The sequence below is a fragment of the Paenibacillus sp. OAS669 genome (genome assembly GCF_014873645.1).
Taxonomy (GTDB): domain Bacteria; phylum Bacillota; class Bacilli; order Paenibacillales; family NBRC-103111; genus Paenibacillus_S; species Paenibacillus_S vulneris.
Genome location: NZ_JADBDR010000009.1, coordinates 238,319 through 261,287, shown reverse-complemented (window position 1 = coordinate 261,287; position 22,969 = coordinate 238,319). Strand labels below are relative to the sequence as shown.

The 22,969-nt window shown below is 40.7% G+C and carries 15 protein-coding genes; all 15 read left to right on the top strand.

Annotated features, from left to right (window positions below):
* Positions 1 to 165: 165 nt before the first annotated feature.
* The 15 genes from GGC63_RS20920 to GGC63_RS20855 all read left to right on the top strand — a co-directional run bounded on the left by GGC63_RS20920 (position 166) and on the right by GGC63_RS20855 (position 22,951).
* The gene (locus tag GGC63_RS20920; protein WP_079911990.1) at positions 166 to 1,050 is read left to right on the top strand and encodes an ABC transporter permease; all 885 of its coding nucleotides are present in this window, start codon (positions 166 to 168) and stop codon (positions 1,048 to 1,050) included.
* A gap of 15 nt (positions 1,051 to 1,065) precedes the next feature.
* Positions 1,066 to 1,950, top strand: a complete 885-nt coding sequence (locus tag GGC63_RS20915; protein WP_192703950.1) for a carbohydrate ABC transporter permease — start codon at positions 1,066 to 1,068, stop codon at positions 1,948 to 1,950.
* A 33-nt stretch (positions 1,951 to 1,983) separates the two neighbouring features.
* The gene (locus GGC63_RS20910; protein WP_192703949.1) at positions 1,984 to 3,441 is read left to right on the top strand and encodes an extracellular solute-binding protein; all 1,458 of its coding nucleotides are present in this window, start codon (positions 1,984 to 1,986) and stop codon (positions 3,439 to 3,441) included.
* 104 nt (positions 3,442 to 3,545) lie between these two features.
* Entirely contained in the window at positions 3,546 to 4,706 is a 1,161-nt protein-coding gene (locus GGC63_RS20905; protein WP_192703948.1) for an ADP-ribosylglycohydrolase family protein, read from the top strand.
* 16 nt (positions 4,707 to 4,722) lie between these two features.
* A complete protein-coding gene (locus GGC63_RS20900; protein ID WP_192703947.1) occupies positions 4,723 to 6,828 on the top strand; it encodes an ADP-ribosylglycohydrolase family protein in 2,106 nt (701 codons plus the stop codon).
* Between the two features lie 182 nt (positions 6,829 to 7,010).
* Positions 7,011 to 7,142 (top strand): hypothetical protein, encoded by a 132-nt coding sequence (locus tag GGC63_RS34940; protein ID WP_264082109.1) that lies wholly within the window; start codon positions 7,011 to 7,013, stop codon positions 7,140 to 7,142.
* Entirely contained in the window at positions 7,143 to 7,478 is a 336-nt protein-coding gene (locus GGC63_RS20895; RefSeq protein WP_192703946.1) for a PfkB family carbohydrate kinase, read from the top strand.
* A 553-nt stretch (positions 7,479 to 8,031) separates the two neighbouring features.
* Complete coding sequence (locus tag GGC63_RS20890; RefSeq protein ID WP_192703945.1) at positions 8,032 to 9,708, top strand: hypothetical protein; 1,677 nt, start codon at positions 8,032 to 8,034, stop codon at positions 9,706 to 9,708.
* Positions 9,709 to 9,721: 13 nt separating this feature from the next.
* Complete coding sequence (locus GGC63_RS20885; protein WP_192703944.1) at positions 9,722 to 11,311, top strand: hypothetical protein; 1,590 nt, start codon at positions 9,722 to 9,724, stop codon at positions 11,309 to 11,311.
* Positions 11,304 to 16,397, top strand: coding sequence for an FtsK/SpoIIIE domain-containing protein (locus tag GGC63_RS20880; protein ID WP_192703943.1), 5,094 nt, complete (start codon positions 11,304 to 11,306; stop codon positions 16,395 to 16,397). Before GGC63_RS20885 ends, GGC63_RS20880 begins: the two co-directional genes overlap by 8 nt.
* Positions 16,398 to 16,428: 31 nt before the next feature.
* Entirely contained in the window at positions 16,429 to 17,316 is an 888-nt protein-coding gene (locus GGC63_RS20875; protein ID WP_192703942.1) for a DUF4007 family protein, read from the top strand.
* A gap of 1 nt (position 17,317) precedes the next feature.
* Positions 17,318 to 20,665 (top strand): hypothetical protein, encoded by a 3,348-nt coding sequence (locus GGC63_RS20870; protein WP_192703941.1) that lies wholly within the window; start codon positions 17,318 to 17,320, stop codon positions 20,663 to 20,665.
* 33 nt (positions 20,666 to 20,698) lie between these two features.
* Positions 20,699 to 21,496: a phosphoadenosine phosphosulfate reductase family protein gene (locus tag GGC63_RS20865; RefSeq protein ID WP_225948367.1), complete on the top strand. Its 798-nt coding sequence runs from the start codon at positions 20,699 to 20,701 to the stop codon at positions 21,494 to 21,496.
* Positions 21,497 to 21,626: 130 nt separating this feature from the next.
* Entirely contained in the window at positions 21,627 to 22,037 is a 411-nt protein-coding gene (locus GGC63_RS20860) for a hypothetical protein (protein WP_192703940.1), read from the top strand.
* A gap of 218 nt (positions 22,038 to 22,255) precedes the next feature.
* Positions 22,256 to 22,951: a hypothetical protein gene (locus tag GGC63_RS20855; protein WP_192703939.1), complete on the top strand. Its 696-nt coding sequence runs from the start codon at positions 22,256 to 22,258 to the stop codon at positions 22,949 to 22,951.
* The last annotated feature ends 18 nt before the right edge of the window (positions 22,952 to 22,969 follow it).

Genomic DNA, 22,969 nt, shown 5'->3' with positions numbered 1-22,969 from the left:
TATTTTTGAGAAGAATTGAAGTGAATTGAAGAGGACTCCAGCGCCGTAATTCATTACAATTTAATGAGTAGAAATAAGCGCTTTCATGTTGAGCGTTAAGGCAGCTTAACAATCAGCTTAGAATTTTACCAGACAAGAGGTGAGAATGACCAAGTGAACACTAGAATGAAGCGAATGTGGGCAGATAAAACACTGTATCTTATGCTGCTTCCCTGCATCATCTATTTCGTGCTGTTCCACGTATGGCCGATTATCGGCATGAAGCTGGCCTTCTACGATTACCGTATTCTCGGCGATCATGAGTACGTCGGTCTCAAATATTTCAAGGAGCTGTTCAGCACCCCGGTTTTCGCCAATGTCTTACAGAACACCTTAATTATTAGCGCGATGAAAATGTTTCTTATTTTCCCGATCCCGATCTGCTTTGCCTTGATGCTGAATGAGTTCGCCAACGGGAAGTTCCGTAAAGCGGTGCAGGTCGTGTCGTATTTGCCGCATTTTTTATCGTGGGTCGTTATTGCAGGCATTTGGTTCGAGTTCCTGTCCCCATCGACCGGGGCGGTCAATGAATTCGTGAAGGCGCTCGGCATGCCGGCCAAAGATTTTCTCACCGACAAAGACAGCATCCGCTGGGTACTGCTTGCAAGTGAAGCTTGGCGCAGTATCGGCTGGGACTCGATCATTTTTTTAGCCGCCATTATGGGTGTCAGCCCCAGTCTGTATGAAGCCGCTTACGTCGATGGAGCAAGCCGCTGGCATATCGTGACGAGAATCGTGCTGCCGCACTTATATGTGCCGATGGTGACTATCTTTATCCTGAATGTCGGCTTCATTATGAATGCCGGGCTGGATCAGGTACTCAACTTCACGAATGATTCCGTCAACAGCCAAATCGACATCATCGATACGTACGTATACCGCGTCGGTCTGATCAACGGGCAATATTCATTCGCAACGGCAGCCAACCTGTTCAAAAGCTTGATCGGCGTCGTGCTCGTGCTGTCCACGCATTTTATCTCGAAGAAATTAACGAACAAAGGTGCATGGTAAGGAGGTGGATGCATCATGCTAGATAGAAGGCTTACCGTTCCCAAAGTGATCATCGGACTGGTTCTGACGCTGATTACCTTAACGATGTTCGTCCCGATCATAAACCTGCTGGCGAGAGCTTTATCCCATCCGGCCAAGGTATATCTGCTCCATGGGTACGAAATATGGCCGAGAGGCTTCTCGTTCATTAACTTTCAAGTCGTTCTCAGCAACCCGATTGTCGGGAGAGCGCTGCTCAATTCGGTATTTATTACGGTGGTCGGCACGTGCTTGAGTATCTTTTTTACGACGATTGCCGCTTATGTATTGACTCGCAAACATCTGGCCTTCAAAACGCCGATCATGATCTTTCTTATCATCATTATGATTTTTGAGCCGGGGATCGTGCAGGAGTACATGGTCGTTAAGGACCTCCATTTGCTGGATAGCCTGTGGGCGATGGTGCTGTACCGGATGATTAACGTCTATTACCTGATCATTATGATGCGGTTTCTGGAGGAAATCCCGGATTCGCTAATTGAAGCAGCCAAGATCGACGGGGCGGGGCATATGACCCTGTTCATGAGAATCGTCATGCCGCTGGCGCGCATTCCGCTGTTAACGATAGGGATGTTCTATGCGATTGCCAAATGGAATGAGTTTTTCAAATCGAGCATCTTCCTGTCCAGCCGGGAAAATACGGTGCTGCAGGTGCTCCTGAGACAATTCGTCGTTGAGCGGGACACGACAACCCTGGTCGGCGCTGTCGATCTATTGAAGAACAACAACATTGCCCAGCTCGATTTCTCATCGTTGAAAGCGGCTACAATCATTATCGCGATGGTTCCGATTCTCATGCTGTATCCGATCATCCTGAAATATTACACCAAAGGGGTCATGGATGGCGGCGTCAAAGAATAATTCCAATTCAGATCAATGGGGAGGAAGACAGAAATGAAAAAAATGTTCACCCTAATGGCAGCCGGCTTAATGGTGGTAACGACCGCCTGCAGCTCCGGCGATACGAAGGCTCCAGCCGATTCGGCACAAGGTGCATCCGGACAACAGCCTGTGACCATTACGATTGTCGATAAAGATTTGACCCCGGACGACAAGCTGCTCAAGGGCATTGAAGAAGGCATGAAGGCCGAAGGAAAAAATGTGAAGCTGCAGATCGTTCCCGTACAGAGCGGTACCTACTCCGAGAAGCTGGGGCTGCTGCTGCAAAGCGGCAACATTCCCGACTTGATCTACTTCCAGGGCGGGGATTACCAGTTCGCGGTGACGCAAAAAATTCTTGAGGATTTGACGCCGTACATCGAGAAATCCACCTATGTCAAAGCCTCCATGAATGAGTACAACAAGGAAAGAACGAAGAACTATCCGTATCTTGTCTGGCTGTCTCCGACCAGTAACTCGGTTCCGGTGGTTCGTCAGGATTGGCTGAACAAGACGGCTTCCGGCAAAGATCTGCTCGCGAATCCGACGATCGACAACTACTATAACTTCCTCAAGGAAGTGAAGGACAAGAACGGCGCCAAGTTCGCCTACACAACCGCAGGCACCTTGGATGAGCTCGATGCGACCTTCGGTCAGGCGTTCGGTCTGACTTCGACGTGGATCAAAGGCTCCGACGGCAAATATGCTTTCGGCAAAACAACCTCGTTCGAAAAAGACAAGCTGGAATTTTACGCGAAGCTGTATAAAGAAGGCCTGCTCGATCCCGAGTTTCTGACGAAAAAATGGGATACGAAGGAAAAAGCGTTCTACGACGGTCAAGCAGCCGTTATCGCAGGTACGCAAGGTAAGGTTATCGATATTTACAATACCAAAGCGATTTCCCAAAATGGCGCGAACGCGAAAATCATGCCGCTTCCTCCGGCCAAAGGCAAGGGCCAAGGCTATACGCCGGTTGACGTCAGCAAGGAAAGCCGCGGCTTCGCTATCGGCAAAACGTCCAAGAACAAGGATATGGCTTTCGCCGTACTGGAGTTCCTGGCTAGCCCCAAAGGGCAAATGCTCGATAAACTTGGCGTAGAGGGCGAGCAGTACAAGATTGTAGATAACAAAATCAAATTAACGGATAAATTCGCCGAATGGTATGCGCGCTTTGTCGAGTCAACGGTGAACTTCAAGCCGGACAAAGAATTCGATCCATCGACACCGTACTTGTCCGAGTCGGCTGCCAAGTCGCTGGAGATGATGGCATCCATGTCCTCCAAGGACAACAGCTTCATCATCCCTGCCGAGCTGGCTGCCAAGTGGGATGCCTGCAACGCGTTGTATAAGGAATTTGCCGCGAACGTCGTTACAGGCAAGAAATCGATCGCCGATTTCGATAAATTCGTACAGGATTGGAACGCGGCTGGCGGTAAGGAAATGACCGAGTATGCGAATAAAACGATCAAGTAAAACGTTGACTTAGCTAAGCAAAGGGTAAGGCAGAATCAGATAAAAAAGCTTGGAGTGTGGAGCTGTCGGCTTCGCACTCCCGGTATGGATGGGAGAGCAGGCTCATGATTTCTTTTGCAGACCGGGTCAAAGGAGTCGTCTTCGGTACCGCCTTTGGCGATGCGATGGGGGCAGTCGTGGAGAAAATGACCCATGCCCAGATCAAGGAGCAATACGGCCGGATCGAAACGGTCAAGACCAAGTGGTGGAAGGCGGATTGGCCGGAGACGTCAAGGCTCGGCAGAATGAGGGGGCAGGGCATCGTAACGGATGACACGCTCATGACGCTGGCGCTGATGAATGTGTACTGCACGGAGCGCCGCCATCTGGACGCGTACGACATGGCCAACGAATTCGTCAAGGAAATCGCGTTCCGCCCAAGATATATACCCGAATTCGGACGGGAAGCGCTGATCCTGGATCGGTTGTTTTATCCGGAGAAGCATATTTTCAACCGCCATGTGCTGGCGAACTGCGAGCCGCGCGAGGGCGGCTACGGCAATATGGTCAATTGCGGAGCGGCTATGTATATTGCTCCGATAGGTATGGTGAATGCATGCAATCCGAAGGCGGCTTACGATGAAGCGATTCTGTTCGCCTCCGGCCATCAGCTGAGCTATGGCCTGGAAGCGGCGGGGGTGTTGGCGGCTTGCGTCGCCAAGGCATTCGAGCCGGGCGTGAGCGTCCAAGATATCGTGGATACGGCGCTTCGCTATGCGAAGGACGGGACGAAGCAGGCGATTCACGACGTGTGCGCGAAGGCGCTGGAGCTTCGGGCGGTGAAGCAGGAGCGGAGCAGGGTCGTGCAGGCTTTGCACGAGGCGATGGTCCCGTACTCACCGATGGGCGACGACGTCAACCGCAGCATCGACAAGCTTGGCATCCCGTCGAACCATTATACGCCGAGCCGGCTGTTCTCCATCGAGGAGCTGCCGTTAGCACTCGCCTACATCGTGCTGCATGACGGCGATCTGCTGGAAGCGGTCAAGGATGGCGTCAGCTCCGGGCGCGACACGGACTCCATCGGCGTCATGATCGGCGCGATTCTCGGAGCGATGCAGGGCGTGCAGGCGATTCCAGCTGATGAAATCGCCGCGCTGGAGGAAGCGAACAAGCAGGATTTCCAGACGCAGTGCGACCGATTCATCGAAGCGGCTTCGGCGATCATTCAAGAAGATGTGCATTTTAACGAGCGCAGACAACAGCTGCTTCGTTCAATACAATAAAGGCGGTGGACTTATCATGATTCCTACCAATTATTTGGAAAAAGTATACTCCGGCTACCTCGGCATGAATATCGGCATCCGCTTGGGTGCCCCGGTTGAGCCGACCATCTGGACTTATGAACGTATTAGAAATACTTACGGTGAAATTACCGATTACGTCAAGGAATTCAAGAACTTCGCGGCCGACGACGACGCGAACGGCCCTTACTACTTCCTGCGTGCGCTTTATGATGATGCCGTCGATCGGGATGTAACTCCGAACGATGTTGCTCGCGCATGGCTGAACTATGCCCGTGAAGGCGTTGGCATGTTCTGGTGGGGCGGCTACGGCGTCAGCACCGAGCATACCGCCTTCATTAACTTGAAGAACGGCATTCCAGCTCCGCAAGCCGGTTCTATCGAGCAGAACGGATTGATCATCGCCGAGCAGATCGGCGGGCAAATTTTTATCGACACGTGGGGGCTTGTGAACCCCGGCAACCCTAAGAAAGCCGCCGACTTCGGCGAAGCCGCAGCCCATGTATCCCACGATGGCGAAGGCGTGCTGGGCGCAAGATTCTTCTGCGCGGCGATTGCCCAAGCGTTCCTGACCTCGGATATTAACGAGATTATGGAAGCGGGACTTGCGCAAATTCCTGCGGACTCACTCTACGCGCAGGTAGCCAGAGCCGTGCTGGCGTTCCACGCCGAGCATCCGGATGACTTCCGCGCCTGCCGGGATATGCTGGAAAGAGACTGGGGTTACGATAAATATAAAGGCGTCTGCCACATTATCCCGAACGCAGGTGTCTGCGTTCTCGCGATGATCTACGGCCAAGGCGACTTCAACCGCACCGTCGAGATCGCGACCATGTGCGGCTGGGATACCGATTGCAATGCGGGCAACGTCGGTACCGTGCTCGGCGTAGCCGTCGGATTGGAAGGCATTGCGGACAAATACCGCAAGCCGATCAACGATTCTATCGTCATGTCGGGTATTTCCGGTTATCTCAATATTCTGGACATTCCAAGCTATGCCAAGGAGCTGGCCATTCTCGGCTACCGTTTGGCGAAGGAGCCTTGCCCGCAGGAGCTTCTGGACAGCTTCAAGGAGAACGAAGTCTACTTCGACTTCGAGCTGCCGGGCTCGACCCATAACATTCGTGTGTCCGATCCGTTCTTCTGTCAAGCGCGCCATTCTACGGAAAAAGCGTTCAAGGGAACCGGCTCCCTCGAAGTGGTTTTCGACCGTATGGTCCGCGGGGAGAAATCCAAAGTATTCTACAAGCCATTCTATACCCGCGACGACTTCAGCGACGAGCGCTATTCGCCGACCTTCGCGCCGCGCGCCTATTCCGGCCAGAAAGTGTCGATGAATATCTTCCTCGACCAATGGAGCGGCAACGAAACGATGGGCATCGCCCCTTACGTCCGCTTGGCCAAGAGCAAGAAGGAGCTTGTCCAAGGCTATATCAAGCTCGTGAATCAAGAATGGATTCATGTCGAGTTCGACATCCCGGATTCTGAAGGCGAACAGATCGACGAAGTCGGCATTGTTCTCGAAGCCTACTCGACCCGCAAGCCGAAGAGCCTCGGCCGTGTCTTCATTGATGAGTTCCGCATATATGGCAAAGCGAACTACAGCATCGACTTCAGCAAGCAATCGATGGACTTCGGCTGTGTGACGCCATTCGCCCACAACCACGGCGCCTGGAGCCTGGTCGACGGAACGATGTACCTAATGACCGCTGAGCCTAGCGAGGCGTATACAGGCAGCTACTTCGCACGGGATTACTCTGTGTCGGTGAAAATCAACCCGCAGATCGGCGACTCCCATCTCGTAGCCATTCGCGCCCAGGGCGCTATGCGCGGTTACCACGCAGGCTTCGACGGGAAGGACCAAGTCGCGATCTATATCAATGACTTCGGGTACAAGAAGCTCGTATCGGCCAGCTATGCTTGGCAGCTCAATCAGGAGTATGATTTGAAGGCAACAGCGCAAGGGAATACGATCACGTTCAGCATTAACGGCGAGCAAGTGCTGACGCATACGGATGATACATGGGGATATGGTATGTACGGAGTGAGCACGTTAGGTGTTGCGAGAGCTTATTATAGCGATATCAGAGTGACGGAGATTTAGGCCAATGGTGTCCTGGGCAGCGATATGGTGATGCGCACGAGCCGCATCCCCGAATTTGGGGAGACGATGCAGGGAGAGGGCTTCTTCCTCTCCCCCGTGGCAAGGGAGCAAATCAAGACGTCGCCTGCGCAAGTTAGGAGCAGCTCTCCGCCGACGCTGTCATGCTTCAGCTAGAGATTTCATTGGATACTGTATATGAAGCGGTTCGTATGCTGAAGGGAAAGGTACCGATCTTCCTGAATCCGGCACCGGCTTTGCGAAAAGATGAAGAGATTTTGCGTGGCGTAGATTATTTTACGCCGAATGAAAATTGAGTGCCGCCTTTACACGGGTGTGGAGATTCGGAACACGGACGACACTCTACGCGCTTTGAATGTTTTGCAGAGGAAGGGGATAGTGTACCCTCTCATTACGCTGGGCGAGAAGGTAACAAGTACTATAACGGGACGGAGAATGTGTGTAAAGAGGCTCGCAAGGTGGCGGCTGGTGGCACCACCGCGGCGGGAGATACGATCTTCGGAACGATGGCCACGATGATGGTCATGGGTAAGAGTATGGACGAAGCCGTAGACATAGAACAGAGGGCTTCGGCTATTGGGGTGACCCGATTTGGGGAACAGGAGGCGATTCCCGGGGTTGGGGAGATTTAATAGGTGAATATATTAGTTTTATGGCCATCTTTCATTTTAGAGGATGGTCTTATTTGTTGTGTTTTAATTTAAATAAATATATTTTAACACTTGCATAAATATCGGTTTTAACATCTGCTCATCTTGATAATTTTAGTGATACGCTTTATATTACTGGATAATTGTAGGAATTTATCCAAAAGTGTCGAAATCTATATTTATAAGGAGTGTGATTAATGGCACGGGAAGTACGTAAGTAAATGAGCCAAAAAACCTGTTTTTATTATTATTTATGGCAAGTAAATTGTGTTGTATGTATAGAACAAACGTAAATATAAAAGCTATTATCTAATAATTAATGGGGTTTGTGGGAAATATTAAGCGATGCTTTAAAGGAAGAAATCGTATGATTAATCAACATATTTACATCCTTTGGATGAAAAATGTAAATTTTAAAGGTTTTTTCTGGAATATGTCGAATATAAATTACAAAACATAGTACTTTAGACAGGGATATTGTTTGTGGTTATTCCATAATTCGTTTTTTTCTATTACTAAGTAGTTGGAGGGAAATATGAATTCGTTCGTACGGTACTTAGATCAATTTAATGTTCTTTCACCAAACCATTCGAAAATCTACGATGAATATTCTAGTTCATCTGACGAGTATAGCATCAAAATTGAAACTAAGATTGAGCAATTTTTGATAGACATTTTTCTATTGAACCCCAGAAGTGTAATTATGACGGGAAACGCTGGTGATGGTAAAACCCGTTTATGTCGCTCGGTTTATGAGAAGATAACAGGTTCAAAGTTAGAACAATGGCCTGAGAGCGGTATTATTGATGTCCCATTTGACAAAGGAACCATACGAATTGTAAAAGACTTATCTGAGTTGACTGAAAGTATCATTTATGAAGAACTTGATCAACTACAATCATATATGATAGATCATCATGAAAAAAACGTTTATTTCCTTATCGCTGCTAACGAGGGTAAATTGACGAAGTTTCTTTCACAGCATCCGTCTCTAAATGATTTATATTTTCAGGTTAGAAATCGCTTTTTGGATTATAAAAACAATGATAGTGAGCTGCACTTGGTAAATTTGCAAGATGTTACCTCTTCAATCTATGCAGAACGGATCTTAGAACTATGGAACAAGGAAGAAAATTGGACTAGTTGTAATGCTTGTCCTAAGCAAAATCGTTGTATTATATCACTTAATCATCGCAGAATGTCACAAGATAGGGTGATGCAGCGTCTCGTTGAACAGTATCGTCTTATCGATTGCTTAGGAATCCACATCACAATGAGAGAAATATTGATCCATTTAAGTTATGTCATCACAGGTGGGTTAACATGTGAAGATGTATTACAAGCGGATTACGAGGATATGGAGAAATTATCTGATTTAGTTTACTATGAAAATTTTTATGGAACTAATATTCCAGAGAGTAGCACCGGGGAAATGGGAGCAATTCGTCATTTTAAAAGATTGAATCCAGGGGAAATTTCTATCTCTATGATCGATGATTTTTTACTAAATGGGGATATAAGTGGCGACGATCACGTGGTTAATAGCCATAATGAGATTTTTAATGAAGAAGTTGATATGCTTTTTGGATATTACCGCAAATTGATCGATCTTTATCGTACGCATAATCCTCATATGGATCAAAAGAAAATATTCGAGAAGATGTCTAAGTTTCGACGTAAGTATTTCTTTGAAACTAATGAACAGAATCAGGATATGAGGAAACTTTTAATCCCTTATCGCTATTTTTATCGGTATTTAGATGGATTGTCTAATAAACAATCGCATTCATTGATTCGTAGGGAATTAATACAAGGGCTGAATGCAGCATTTTCTAAGAAACTTGTTAGTAGGTCCGAAACACAACTTTTTGCAGTAAACGAAAATTTGATGATCCATCAAGTTTTCTCTGTTAATCAAATCAAACTTGTTGAGGACGCACCGCGGGTAGATATTGATTACGAACCTTCCCGATTTTTTATCTCTGTGAACCATGAAACAATACTAGAGATCAAACTTCCTGTGTTTGAATATTTACTCAGACTTGCTTCGGGGGGGTTATTTGTAACCTTAAAACAAGAGGTAGAGATTTTATTAAATACTTTTAAAAATGATCTCATTAAAAAAAGTGAGCTCGAAGAATACATTTTAAGCGTTTTCGCTTTAGATCCACAAAAAGGGGTTTATACTGCCCACAATATTGACATCGATTAACGGGGGTTGTTATATGGAGGCCAAAGATCAAACCTACTCATTAGATAAATTTACTTCTCAATTGTCTGCTCATATATGGGGACATCGGTTCAAAGACGGACAACGTGGCCCTGAATATGTTTTAGAGTTTCTAAATGTCTTGTTTGGTTCGGACTATTCCTTTAGTCAAGATACATATATAAGGAGAAAAGCAGTAGGACTAAGAAAGTTTGTTTTTGAAGGAGTTAAGGAAGGAAGTGTTCGTGATGTTTTAGTCCTTCATGATCATGAGAAGCAAAAATTACTTAATGCAGTTCAGGAGAATAATTTATATGTTTTAAAGCAGTTCCTTCGTAATCTTGAAATAACTTTGTACAACACGACTGGAAAAGAAGCCGATCGTTCTTGGTTTGCTAGAACTTTATATCCCTTGCATGAATCATTACTATATTTTGAATTAAGAAAAAAGGGTTCGGAGCTTTCTATTGAACGAAACTTCTTTGCCCGTGGCGGGGAACTATACTTTCTTATGTTAGCTTACGGTACAGATAACAACTTAGAACGACGAAGATTTATTGAGTCTCGGTTCCAAGAATTATTAAAGAGGAATAAGGTAATTGAGAAAGTAGTTAATAAAATATCAAGCGCCTTTGAAGAAAGTGAGAATACGAATGGGCTAATTGGAAGATTGAGATCAGATAAAAAGGATGAAAATATTCCGAAGCTTCCTGACCCAGAAGGGAACAAGGAATTATTTGAATTGTTTTCAAAAGAATTAGAACATCTTTTACATCTTGATGTAGATATATATGAAATGTTCCATTTACTTACTTCTCTTATTTGCTTCCAATTAACAAGATATATGCATGAACGTGCCTTTGTGTCTAAAGAAAACGAGCATATTTATTTTTGTGATTGTCTTGAGGGTAACAACAAACATATAACACAACTATCTGCCCTGAATTTTGATGAGCATGAAAATCTTATAAAAGTCAAGTTCGAATATGAATTTGAACGAAAATTTAAAGAGGCACTAGGTGATGAAGAACAGATTGAAAGGTTACTTCCCTCTTGGAGGGAAAACCCGAATGACATTATAGATATCCTAGGACTAGGTCAAATGCGCACAAGAAAGGATATCATTATTCGAACATTGCAAAAGTGCAAAAACGCCAAAGAAGTATATTCAAAGTTTTACTCTGTTGTGAAAGACGCAGTCTCAGATCAGTTGAAAAAACATCAACTTAACATAACTAGAGTACTGACAAGGGATGGTGGTTTTGCTACCTTCCGGCGAGGATCTGCAGCAAACTACCGGTATACAATTTCCGATACTTTTCTTCAGATGATTGTTTTTACAACAGTTAAGCCTGAAGAAAAGATGGAATATTACGAGTTTTTAGAGACCATCTATAGGCGTTATCAAATCGTAATAGGAGAAGCGCAGGCTAAGGAATGTGGATTATACAGCAAGTCCAATTTGAACGTTAGATATTTCCAGGAAAATGAGAAGGCTTTAAGAAACAAGTTAAGACAGAATGGCTTATTAATTGAATTTTCAGATGCTACAGCTATGATTCAAAATCCATATACAAGCTCGATGGAGGCTTATAGTTATGCATAATTCGTCAAATGAACTACTAGGGAAATGGATATTTGAGTTGGTTCTACAATATTTTATAGAGCAAAAAAAGCAGCATGCAGAAAAATTATTTCTTAAAATAGCGGGTGTGGATGATACGGCTATTTCCGCTGTACTTAACGTGTTTAGAAATCTGGAGCCACAGTTGGCATTACAATATAAACCAATCATTCGCACACTAAAGCATGTTGAGGGATTTGAAGATTATCGCTGCAACTCTCACGAGACAAGTACCTGGCTTCGTAATAACACTTTATTTGGAAGTTCACTAATTATTTTCTTGAACGATAATTCTCCTGAGGCTCAGAGTTTAGAAAATATTTTTACTATAGATGAAGCCCGCCTTATGAGTACAGAGGGGCTTAACGTTTTATTCAAAATTTTAGCTGAGCAAGTTGGGGTTTATCCTGAAGAACTGAATACACTAAAGACTTTTTTTTCAATGTTTCAAAAAATTACAGAACCTCAATTACGTAATGTACTATCCTTCATGGTAGGAATGATAGAGGATCCGAAAATATCAATTATTGATAAGATACAAGGCCATTTGAATGAATTATTACTTTTTTGTGATAATAAGCTTCAATTCACACAAAAGGAAGGTCTGCCGCGTTTAAGAAAGAACTACAGTTTGTCTCGTTTTGAGAGGGATGGAAGAGCAACTAATAAAGAAGAACTTGTAAACAATCTTTATAATTTTCTGAATAGTGAAGAAAGCAATCATTATGAACATGAGATTTGGGAACATGTGGATCCAGAAACATTCCGTAGGCACGCATTAGAGTTTATTAACAACCAGTCTACAACGTTCTTGAAGTATGAATTTGATCTTGTTTCGTCAGTATTTCAATTTAAAACTAAAAAACCGAAGACCAATCAAAAAGTAGCAGCGTTTGTCGAGCAGCTTGAAAAAGAACTATCAAGTGATCAAAGTAAACTTCTTTCAGATACCATGGAAGCAATTGATGAGGGTAATAATCCTGAAATGATTCAGGAATTTATTGAAGAGTTTAACGATGAACTTGCCACTGAACCTAGATTAAGGAAGGAATTGGAACGTTTAGTCGAACGGCAGCGGCACCCTCATGAATATCAAGAACTAACGGATGCTTTGTTATATGAAAGCTTTATAATGATTGAAGAAGTACATGAGGATGAAGATATTAACGACCCACAATTTCAGCTTTCAATCCTAGATCAGAATGTTAGTGAATCGGTTCTTAATTTATTGAAATTTTATCTTTGTAATTTAGAAAATGTCATACCTCGAATTCGTTTTGACTCTACAAGTTTACCTAATGTGGGAGATAAAGAAAAGGAGTCGAACGTATCTTTTGAACTTAAGTTGTTCTTGAATGGAAAAGAACATAATTCAAGAAAGTTTAGATTGATGCAGATTACGGCATGTCATTTGCCGGCTATGATTGAACAGTTCCGTGATGAACAATATATTCCTTATATTAAAGAATATTTTGGATCCGACTCTCAGCTTATTAATGTTCTGCAAGATGTTGAAGAGCGAATTAAAGGCTACATTGCCATACAAGAGCCAGGAGTGAAAGAAGCATATGAAGATTTTCACAATTTTGTGGTAATGTATACTTCTAACTTGAATAAGTCACTAGAGCAAGGTATTTGTAAACTTGATTTGGTTGCGCTGGAGCAGGAGCTAGAGAAGATTCTGCAAAACATTCATAGATCAACATTGATCTCCAAACATATCTATCAATATCTCAGTTGTTTAGGTGCTTTAGATCGTTATAAGTGTAAGAAGAATGAAATAGGGGCAGTATGTGAGAGAACGTTGACCTTGTTAAATCCTATTCGTCTAGTAAGTTATCTAAAACGGATGGGAAAAATTCAGGATGAATTAAACAAATGGATTGGTCACTTAATGGAAGGGTCAATTCGGATCGAAGAAATAGACGATTACTTACAGCATGTTTCAGACACGACGGCTCATTTATCACCTCACTATTTTGTTGCCGAAGGGGTAACTGGACAATATTTGATAGAGCAGCAAGAACGAATGGGTGAGGGATCTTTTGCTGTAAACGGAAACTCAAGTGGGGAGGAACAATTAGTTGAAACGTTCGCGGAAGAGCTGCTTAGTACAGTTAAGACATACTTTGAAGTATATCCCTACGCAAAGGATTGTTTAGATCTAGTTTTTCTATATTGTCCTCATGCAGAATACGTTACAAAAGCTGTAGACTATCTCTTTAAAAATACTGGGGTTCAAAAGATTAAAGTAGTTGTTCATAGTGACCGTAAAGGTGCTATTTTCCATGAATATTTTAATAATTGGCTTAGTCAGGAAGAACAATATTGGGATGGTTATAATAAGTTTCCAAAGGTTGATATTCAAGTTATCGCAGAAAAAGATATCAACCAAATAACACAAGTCTTATCTAATAATTTGCAGGATGCAGATATTGGTGTATTGGTCAATTATTTTGGACAAACCTCACATATCCAATACAGATTAGAAAAGGTAGATGTAAAGGACTCTGATGAATGGTTCGAAACGGTTTACAAAGAACCACTTAAGAAAGATGAGGCTATCAAACGAATCAGTTATGTAAGTGAGAGATTGCCTAAAGTGATGCAGTATTTTTATCAAATGCAGTACATTTTACAAAGTAATGAGAAAATCGGCGCTGAAGAGAACTTTTTGCTTCGTAATGTCATTTCGATTACAAATCTATCTGATACGCATCTTATTAATTTTATGCATGATCGTTTTAATTGGAGTCTTTTCATTGATCGGTATTTAGATAAATCCTTATTAAGACAAGTATCATCTAAGGCACAAATTATTCGGTATAAGTCAAAAGCGGGTAAGAATAAAGACTATAGAACTATTCTATCTTCTTCAAATTATATACGTAAACTAGCCAATGAAATAACAGACCATGCGTATTATGATCGTTTATATCAAAAATATGTTGCCATTCTTAAAAATCACAAAATAGATAGGAACATTATTATCCAGGCTGTTGAAAGGGTAAAGGAGATTTCTGGAGGAGTTGTGCTTCGTGCAATAGGGCCTGGTAAATTTGCTCATGAATTAATGGCTATTTATCTTTCAACGCAATCTAGAATCCATGACGATACTGAGTTATATATTTGGTCGGTATGCGATGAGTTGCCATGGTTTCAAAGATCGCAAAGACGCCCTGATCTTGTAGGAACAAAAATCACGAAAGTTGATGAGCAAATTCATGTTGAATTTGAGTTAGTAGAACTTAAATTCCTCTCTCATGGTATTTTTGATACTGAGAGACACGATGCCATTAAGCAAGTGAAGGCGGGAGTTGAACTCTATCGCAATCTATTCTCGTTTAGTAAAGAGCAAACAAATGCAGAATTATGGCGTAAAGAATTAATTCATTATTTGCTGGAATTTGGTACTTACTCTGTGGAACATGCCCAATTGTTACGTGAGATCCAAAGTATTCCTTTAGAACGGATTCAAGTAAATATTAAAAATTCAATCGATACATTTGTTTATACCTCCAATCTATTTGACCATTATACATTTGAAGAACAAGATAATGGACATAAATCGGAACTATTGCTGAATGAATATACAAATCATATCTATAACCGTGCTTATATTTTGGAGGCACTCGGGGCAACCAAAGAACAGCAGGTCCCAGTATATGAGGAAATTCAGGAACTGAACTCATTTGTCACTTCATCGTTAGGTTTAACGGAAATAGACGATCAAGAAAACATTCATAAAGAGGAACAACTTGATAATATTGGGGAAACAAACTCGATTTTATCTAACGGGTATGGGGACAACCCTGTAATTAATGAGCAAGAAAATGACTATATTTCTAGTCTCCCATTTGTTGCAGCCACATCAGTAGAGAAACAGAATAAAGAATCTGAATCTATGGTAATTATGGACAAGACGTATCCCGAACTGGTGGCCCTGAAAAATGAAATTATTCAATATGAAGACCAATATGAAGATGTAACTCCGTTGGTAGAAGGCTATTATAAAAAATTACGATATAACTTTAACAACATTGGGATTCCAGTGAAAATTGTAGATACCGTTATTGGTGTTAGTGTTATTCGAATTATTATTGAAATTCCTGGGGAAAAATCATACAGTAGCGTAGAAAATAGAACAAAGGACATCCAATTATGGTTACAACTTTCCTCCGAACCATTAGTTGCTATACGTAATGGAAGAATCAACATTGACATCAACCGCGACAAACCGGAAATTGTATATTTTGAAAAATTTATGGAAATGGTTCGACGAGACTTACAAAATCAGATCCAGGGGAAATTGCTAGCTCCTCTTGGGGTAGGTCAATTAAACGAAGTTATTTCAATGGATTTTTCAAGCCCGGATACTCCTCACCTTCTAGTAGGAGGAAGAACTGGAAGTGGAAAGAGTGTAACTATTAACTCTATCATTTTGGCAATGATGTGTCTGTATCAACCAAGTGAGGTGCAATTTATCTTTATTGATCCCAAAAAGGTAGAATTTCTTACATACGAAAATCGTCGCCATACTATGCAGGTGATTACGGAACTAGAAGAGGCCGTCAGTGCCCTTGAGAATCTTGTTGAAGAGATGGAACTTCGGTATCGGTTATTTGCACAGGAGAGTGTAACAAGTATTGACCAATACGTGGAAATGACTTCATCCCAGTTGCCGCGGCTAGTTGTAGTCTTCGACGAATTTGCGGACTTTATGGTACAAGAGAAAAATTTAAGTAGTCGGGTAGAAAATTCTATTCTTCGTTTAGGGGCAAAGGCTCGTGCAGCAGGAATTCATCTTCTAATCTGCACTCAAAACCCTAAAGCTGATATTGTTCCAACCAATATAAGGAATAACCTACCTGCTAGACTAGCATTAAGAGCAGCTGACCATCATGCATCTAAAATCATATTAGACGAAGAGGGAGCAGAAAAACTGGGAGGAAAAGGTGATTTTCTTACAAAATTAGAATCCTCAGCTGCACAGCGGGGCAAGAGTCCTTTCCTGACCGTAAATGTCAAACGTGCTCTACTTCAATATTTTAAAAATATTCAAAATTAATAATGGTTTGATGAGAGGATGGACTAGTTCAATGAGATTTGGACAACATCAAAGTTTCTACTTACGGGTGAACTGGTTATCAAAAGCGATCAGAATGATTACTGAGGATGAACAAGGAAATCGATTTTTTTACGACGAATTTGGTTTTGAACGGATTGGTTTGGGGAGAAATATGGTAAAGTCGCTAAAGTTTTGGGCTTTGGCGACCAATATTTTATCCGAAAGCAGGGATGCTGATCAAAAAGCAATTCATGAAATTACCACATTTGGAGAATTGGTATATCAGTATGATCGTTTTGTTCGTTTACCCTTGACCACCTCCTTATTGCACTTTTTTTTAGCATCAAACAAGGATCAGGCTAGTTTTTGGTACTGGTTTTTTAATGAATTTCCCCATAGGTCTGCAACCTATGAGGAACTGATCGAAATATTACAAACCTGGGTACAACAACATAGTAAAAAACCTGTTTCTGAAAATACGTTGAAGCGTGATTTGGAATGTTTGAGACAATTGTATATGGGAAATGACGAGTATCAGGCCATAGATCCAGAAGATATTTTAGCTAGTCCTTTATCAAAACTGCGTTTGCTACACACTTCAAAGGATTTAATTGCTAAAAGAAGCCCACTCATTGAAAATATAGGAGTAGATGCCTTTTATTTTGTACTGTTGATTTATTGCGAAAGTCATAAGGTTCAAAGTTTGACTTTAGAGGAAATTCAATATAAACCTTTGTTATGGGGGAAAATTTTCAACTTAACGTCAAACCAAATATTGGACGTTTTGGAAAAGTTACATTCTAGCCCACTGTACCCTGTTACATTTATAAAGACGAATCAGATTTTTAGCCTTAACATAGAGGTAGAAGCCCCTTATTCGTTTTTGGAAAAGGCATACAGACGAAAGGTGGCACTGTAATATGCCGGGATTTAAATCAAGTGTTAACCTTCAGTTTGACTTAGATGATGATAATTTGTTACGAAGGTACATATTATCTCCGTCTCATTCGGAAGCATTTCGTGGAATTGTTGAGAGTTTTCTATCGGTTCGAGGGATGCATTCTCATTTGTTAATCGGGCCCTATGGAACAGGCAAATCGCTTGTCTCCTCAATAGTCTGCAAATTGTTTTCGAAACAAATTTCACCGGAATTATTCACCAGCTTTCTAGAGCAAGCTGAACGATTAGATACACAGTTATCAAATCTCTTAATTCAAATTCAAGATAATCCTACAACATATATTCCGGTTATCATTAATGGTAAGACAGGTAACCTAAGAAAAATTATTAACAGTGCAATTTATCATTCCTTAAACCATGCTGGAGAAAAAATTACTACAACTAACGAAATTGCATCTATACTCAAGATGATTGTTTTGTGGAAGGAGTCATATCCGCAGACATATCATCAATTTTTACAGCATGTTGAAAGTTTAAGGATGAATGAAGATGAATGGAAAGCCTTAATCGAAAGCTACGATGAAGAATTAATACTAAAGTTTAAAGAGTTTTATCCAACGGTAACTTCAGGTTCACAATGGTTCTCAGACGAAGAAGAACAATTTGTAGAGAACATTCAAAGAATTTTAGAAGAACTTAAAAAACGTAGCAAAGGATTATTGATCGTTTACGACGAATTTGGTCGCTTTCTGCAGTCAATGCATATGCAAAACTCTAATCAAAGCATGCAGGATTTGCAAGACCTTGCAGAATTAGCTAATAGCTCGAGCAATATGCAATTATTGGTAGTAGGACATAAGCATATTCGTCAATATGCAGTACAAAGTAAAGAAAACACTCGATTGGAATTTGAAAAAGTGGAAAAACGGTTTCGTTTCTATGCCTTTGAGACCGATCCGAATACATATTTACGGTTGGCTCATGAAGCTGCAACTTCAATTAACCAGCTTTGTTTAGAAGACGATACTTTACTTGAGTCCACTAAAGCACTTCAGTTTTTTCCTTTATTTAGTGAGTATACACCACACCAATTGGATAATTATGTAATTCGTGGAATGTATCCGCTGCACCCGGTTGCGGTTGTTTTACTTCCTTATTTATCAAATGTTTTGGGGCAAAACGAGAGAACGTTATTTTCTTTTTTCCAAGATGAAGAACGTTATGCTTTAAGTCATCATGTAATTCATGACGACGGTTATTACTATGCCGATAAATTATTCTATTACTTTGTTGAAGGAAATGAAGAAAAAACGGAGCATTCTGATCTACACTTGTATCAGAAAGTTATTCAATTTGTATCTCAGGATAATCTTCTTCAACGTAGAATAGTACAATTTATTGCATTATGGTCAATTTCGAGTTTGTCATCTAAACAACCACTTACAACAAATTTTATTTCATTTGCTCTAGGAATAGATGTAGAGTTAACCAACGACCAATTACTAGGATTATCTTCGCAAAAGATAATTCGCTTTAACCAAATTATTCTTCAGTGGGAGTTATTCGAGGGCAGCTCAGTTAACCTTGAAAAAATAATCAATGAGAAGCTTTTTTCGACAGTGTTGAGCAAAAAGAAAAAGATAGAAATTCTTGAAAAACAGTTATCACTTAAATATGTTTTGCCGTATGAATACAACGATGAAGTAAGCATGCTTCGTTATGGACAAATTGAGTTTGCATGGATAAGCGATATTAAGACTTCTCTTTCGAAGGAATTACAAGCTGATGATCGTATCATTTTCGTTTTAGTTGAACATTTGGAGCAATTAGAACAGATAGAATCATTAATTTCTAGAGAAAATAATAATGTTATTTTTGCTGTTCCAGGGTTTACTTCAGAAAATATTGAAATAGCGCTTCAAAAATTTTCAATAGTTGAGCAACTAATGAATGATCCATCTTTTATTTCATTAGACTCACGTCTTATGAGTGAACTAGAGTTTATGTTACAGGAGATCAATTATCAAGTTCGATCGTTTGTAGATCAATATTTAAGATTCAAGGAGCTAGTCTGGTGGGCAGAGGGCAATCACTATCATATAAATGACTTATGGGAGTTGGAGCAATTTATATCTCAACGAATGATGGCTAAATTCCCAAGTACACCCATTATTCGTAATGAATCATTTAATAGACAGAAGATATCGTCTGTTCAAAGACGATCTGCAATAGATGTGATCGATCGACTGCTCAATACACCTTACGAGCCGAATCTTGGAATACCGGGATATGGACCTAATTACATGATCTATGCAAGTGTACTGAAGAATAATGACTACCAATTTAATACAGAAAAAGAATTGCTATGCAATTCAACACTCCAAGTATTAAGAAATGCATTAAAGGAAGTGCTCATAGAACAATCTAAAGGTAAGTTGATAGATCTAGTACGGGTTTTTACGTTACCACCGTTTGGCATACGTACTTCTGTTATACCTGTGTTATTCGTAGCGTTATTAAGAGATGTGTGGGAACAGTTAATGTTTTATGCACACGATATGCATGTCTCTAATTTGAATGGTACAGCCATTTATGAATTAGTCGAGCGAGCAGAGGAATATGAGTATAGATACTATAATATAAGCCTAAAAGAACAAGGAAAGTTGATTCATATAGGTAGAGTATTTGGGATGGATTCTAAGAGTAGCTCAAATATCCTTTTTGTATCCAAAACCATGTTAAAGTGGATTCAATCATTACCTAAATTTACGCAGATTACGTATCAATTATCTGATATGTCAATTGAACTGCGTGAATTAATCCGTAGAGCTGAAATTGATCCATATCGCTTGTTGAGAGAGTTAACAGTAGGAGAAGAGACAATTGCTCAAGCAAAGGAAGAGTTAGAACAGTTCCTAGAATCAAATAAAAGATATTTAAATGAACAGATACTTGTTCTTACCAAATGCGATAGTATAGAAGAATTTGCTACAATAATCCATAACAGTCGTGTACAAGTTGTTGGGATGAGTAGCAAACTTTTAACTTTACCTGAGGCTGTTGAATCAAAGAATGAATTTCTAGATATTTTAATTCAACATATAGTGGGCGTTGCCCGAACGGAATGGTCTGACGCGACACAAGAACTTTTCCTAAAACAATTGACATATGAGTGGCAGTTGCTACAATCTACCGTAGAGGTAGCTTCAACTGATAGTATTCATATCCAGCCTCAAACGATCGAGTTATCTAAAAAAACGCAACTATTGTACACAAATGTTAAGAACATTTTAAAGTATGCAGGCAAAGATATTACAACCCAAGAAATCAAATATTTGTTAATGAAATTAATTCAGGAAGTTGAATAAATAGAATTTTGTTTTATCTCGGAGGAGATTATTATGGCTAGGGAAACTGTTCATGTTGCTATGTATAGTGGAGGAGCATCATCAGCTTATGTAGCTTATCATATGGTTCAAACTTATGGGAAAGAAAATTGCATTTTATTTTTTACTAACACATTATGGGAGCATGAAGATAATTATCGCTTTATGCATGAGGTCGCCGATTACTTAGGTATGGATATCACTTATCGGACGGATGGTAGAACACCAGAACAAGTTTTTTATGACTATAGGTTTATGGGGAACTCCCGGCTTGCCAAATGCTCAGAAGAGTTGAAAGTTAGGCAAACTGTGATTTTTTTAGAGGAGCTTCGAACAGAGCATAATCTTGAACCTATTTTATATTTTGGTATTGGGCGCCATGAACAGCATCGTGCAGAAAACTTAAAGAATTTTTATGAACATTATCCTCTTGAGCCAGTAGAAACTAGGTTTCCACTAATAACCACATTTCGTGAAGAGCCTGATGCTAAGAAAATTATTCAGGAAAAATGGGGGATTAAATTGCCCATTATGTATGAATTAGGGTTCTCTCATGCAAATTGCGGGGGCAGATGTGTTCGAGGAGGTTTTCAACACTATGCTCATCTATTTCAAACATGGCCTGAAGTTTATAGAGAGCAAGAGGAAATGGAAGAACAATTCCGCAAACATTTTGACAAGAACGTTTCTATTCTAAAACGCGACGGCGGCCCCTTTACTTTAAAAGAGTACAGAAAAATTCTAGAGTATGAAGGAATTGAAAAATATGCAAGTATGGAAGAAGACACAGTTCCTTGTGTTTGTACTATTTAGTTAAAAAATATAAATCCATTGGAATTACTGTAGTTATACTCGGTTATTCCAGTGGATTTTTTTAATTCGTGTTATAAAAATTATAGTAACCAGCATACTAATTACTATACTAAACGAATGGAGAATTAGTATGCTGGACTTTGATGACCAAATTTATCGAAATTTTCATGAAGGGCAAACCATACTAGTAGCATACCACTTTTATAAAAAATGTTTTTCGGTACGTGATGCCCAAACAAAAAGAATAATCGGGTATCTAGATTTTCTTGTATTAAAAAATGCTCAGTTTATTGTTTCTCAAGCGGGTAGGGCGAGGGTTCTCAGGGAAAATAGAAAAAATGTTCATGCATATATTAGAGGGGATTTTGATAGTGGGTTACAAAATCATTTATTGAAAATTGATGTTAAACAGTTGAAACAGGCATACTATAATCCCTATAAAACTGATTCATTTGTAAATAAAGAGTCCTTTCAACCTATTCTATCATCAAATATGGTCTTTTGCATTGGTAAAGGCGAGGTATACTATATCGGTAAGTAAGAAATTAAAGGCAGAAAATTAACTTTTACTTATAGTAGGTAAACCAAAAGCTGGCTCAAAAAGGAGTCAGCTTTTTTGTCTCAGCATTTTTTCGAATAATTTTAATGCTTCAAAACCGCCACTGAAATTCAATTTACTTATCTACCCAAAAATTACCCAATAAATCGAATGCAGGAGTATAATGGAAATACATGTCGATTTATGGAGAGTGTTGAGTTTTGTTACATTATTGGAGAAATAGTCTTGCTGATGCAGAACGTCTGAATCAGGACCTAGACAAACTAAAGGGTAAAGCCATTCAGATTTCTATGGAACACTTGATTAGAGGGATTGTGCCAGCTAGGTTAATATCTAATTTGTTTATAGAGAAATCAGATAAAGACGCACCTTTAGAAGTAGATGTGCTTCTCTGCCCTATTGTTCTGCATTTAAAAACGGAACATGGAATAAAGAAGGGGGATTATCCCAAATACTTGACCCCATTATGGATTCCGGCAAGGATAAATAACGAGGGCAGATTAAAAGTGAAAAAAGGATCGTTCCCATGGGTGCCAAGGGATTACTTGTATCCAAATATGGGCGTGATAGAGCCTGTGGGAACATTAGAAGGTCTAGACAACTTTTTGTCAGCTCATACCTTTAACGAAGAAAACTGGGGCGCATTCTTTAAATACTCTACTGAGTTATTAAATGCTGTTACGGAACAATCGCTAGATAAATTTGAACATGAAATGTACCAGATGTCTGAAGTAACCTATTTAATTCCTGAGACCATAATTCAAGGCACAACGAAATCTATTATTGACCTTTACGATCATTTAAGGGGCCAAAAAAACTTCCAGTACTGTTTCAAAACATTTCTGAGCAAGAGGAGTATGTATCGGAACCACTACTTACGGAACACGAGGGGCTAATCCGTTCTTCATTACACT

What these genes read in the sequence shown, in the direction of transcription:
- GGC63_RS20920 (WP_079911990.1), top strand. Translation starts at nt 166, where the DNA reads ATGAAGCGAATGTGGGCAGATAAAACACTGTATCTTATGCTGCTTCCC.
- GGC63_RS20915 (WP_192703950.1), top strand. Translation starts at nt 1,066, where the DNA reads ATGCTAGATAGAAGGCTTACCGTTCCCAAAGTGATCATCGGACTGGTT.
- GGC63_RS20910 (WP_192703949.1), top strand. Translation starts at nt 1,984, where the DNA reads ATGAAAAAAATGTTCACCCTAATGGCAGCCGGCTTAATGGTGGTAACG.
- GGC63_RS20905 (WP_192703948.1), top strand. Translation starts at nt 3,546, where the DNA reads ATGATTTCTTTTGCAGACCGGGTCAAAGGAGTCGTCTTCGGTACCGCC.
- GGC63_RS20900 (WP_192703947.1), top strand. Translation starts at nt 4,723, where the DNA reads ATGATTCCTACCAATTATTTGGAAAAAGTATACTCCGGCTACCTCGGC.
- GGC63_RS20890 (WP_192703945.1), top strand. Translation starts at nt 8,032, where the DNA reads ATGAATTCGTTCGTACGGTACTTAGATCAATTTAATGTTCTTTCACCA.
- GGC63_RS20885 (WP_192703944.1), top strand. Translation starts at nt 9,722, where the DNA reads ATGGAGGCCAAAGATCAAACCTACTCATTAGATAAATTTACTTCTCAA.
- GGC63_RS20880 (WP_192703943.1), top strand. Translation starts at nt 11,304, where the DNA reads ATGCATAATTCGTCAAATGAACTACTAGGGAAATGGATATTTGAGTTG.
- GGC63_RS20875 (WP_192703942.1), top strand. Translation starts at nt 16,429, where the DNA reads ATGAGATTTGGACAACATCAAAGTTTCTACTTACGGGTGAACTGGTTA.
- GGC63_RS20870 (WP_192703941.1), top strand. Translation starts at nt 17,318, where the DNA reads ATGCCGGGATTTAAATCAAGTGTTAACCTTCAGTTTGACTTAGATGAT.
- GGC63_RS20865 (WP_225948367.1), top strand. Translation starts at nt 20,699, where the DNA reads ATGGCTAGGGAAACTGTTCATGTTGCTATGTATAGTGGAGGAGCATCA.
- GGC63_RS20860 (WP_192703940.1), top strand. Translation starts at nt 21,627, where the DNA reads ATGCTGGACTTTGATGACCAAATTTATCGAAATTTTCATGAAGGGCAA.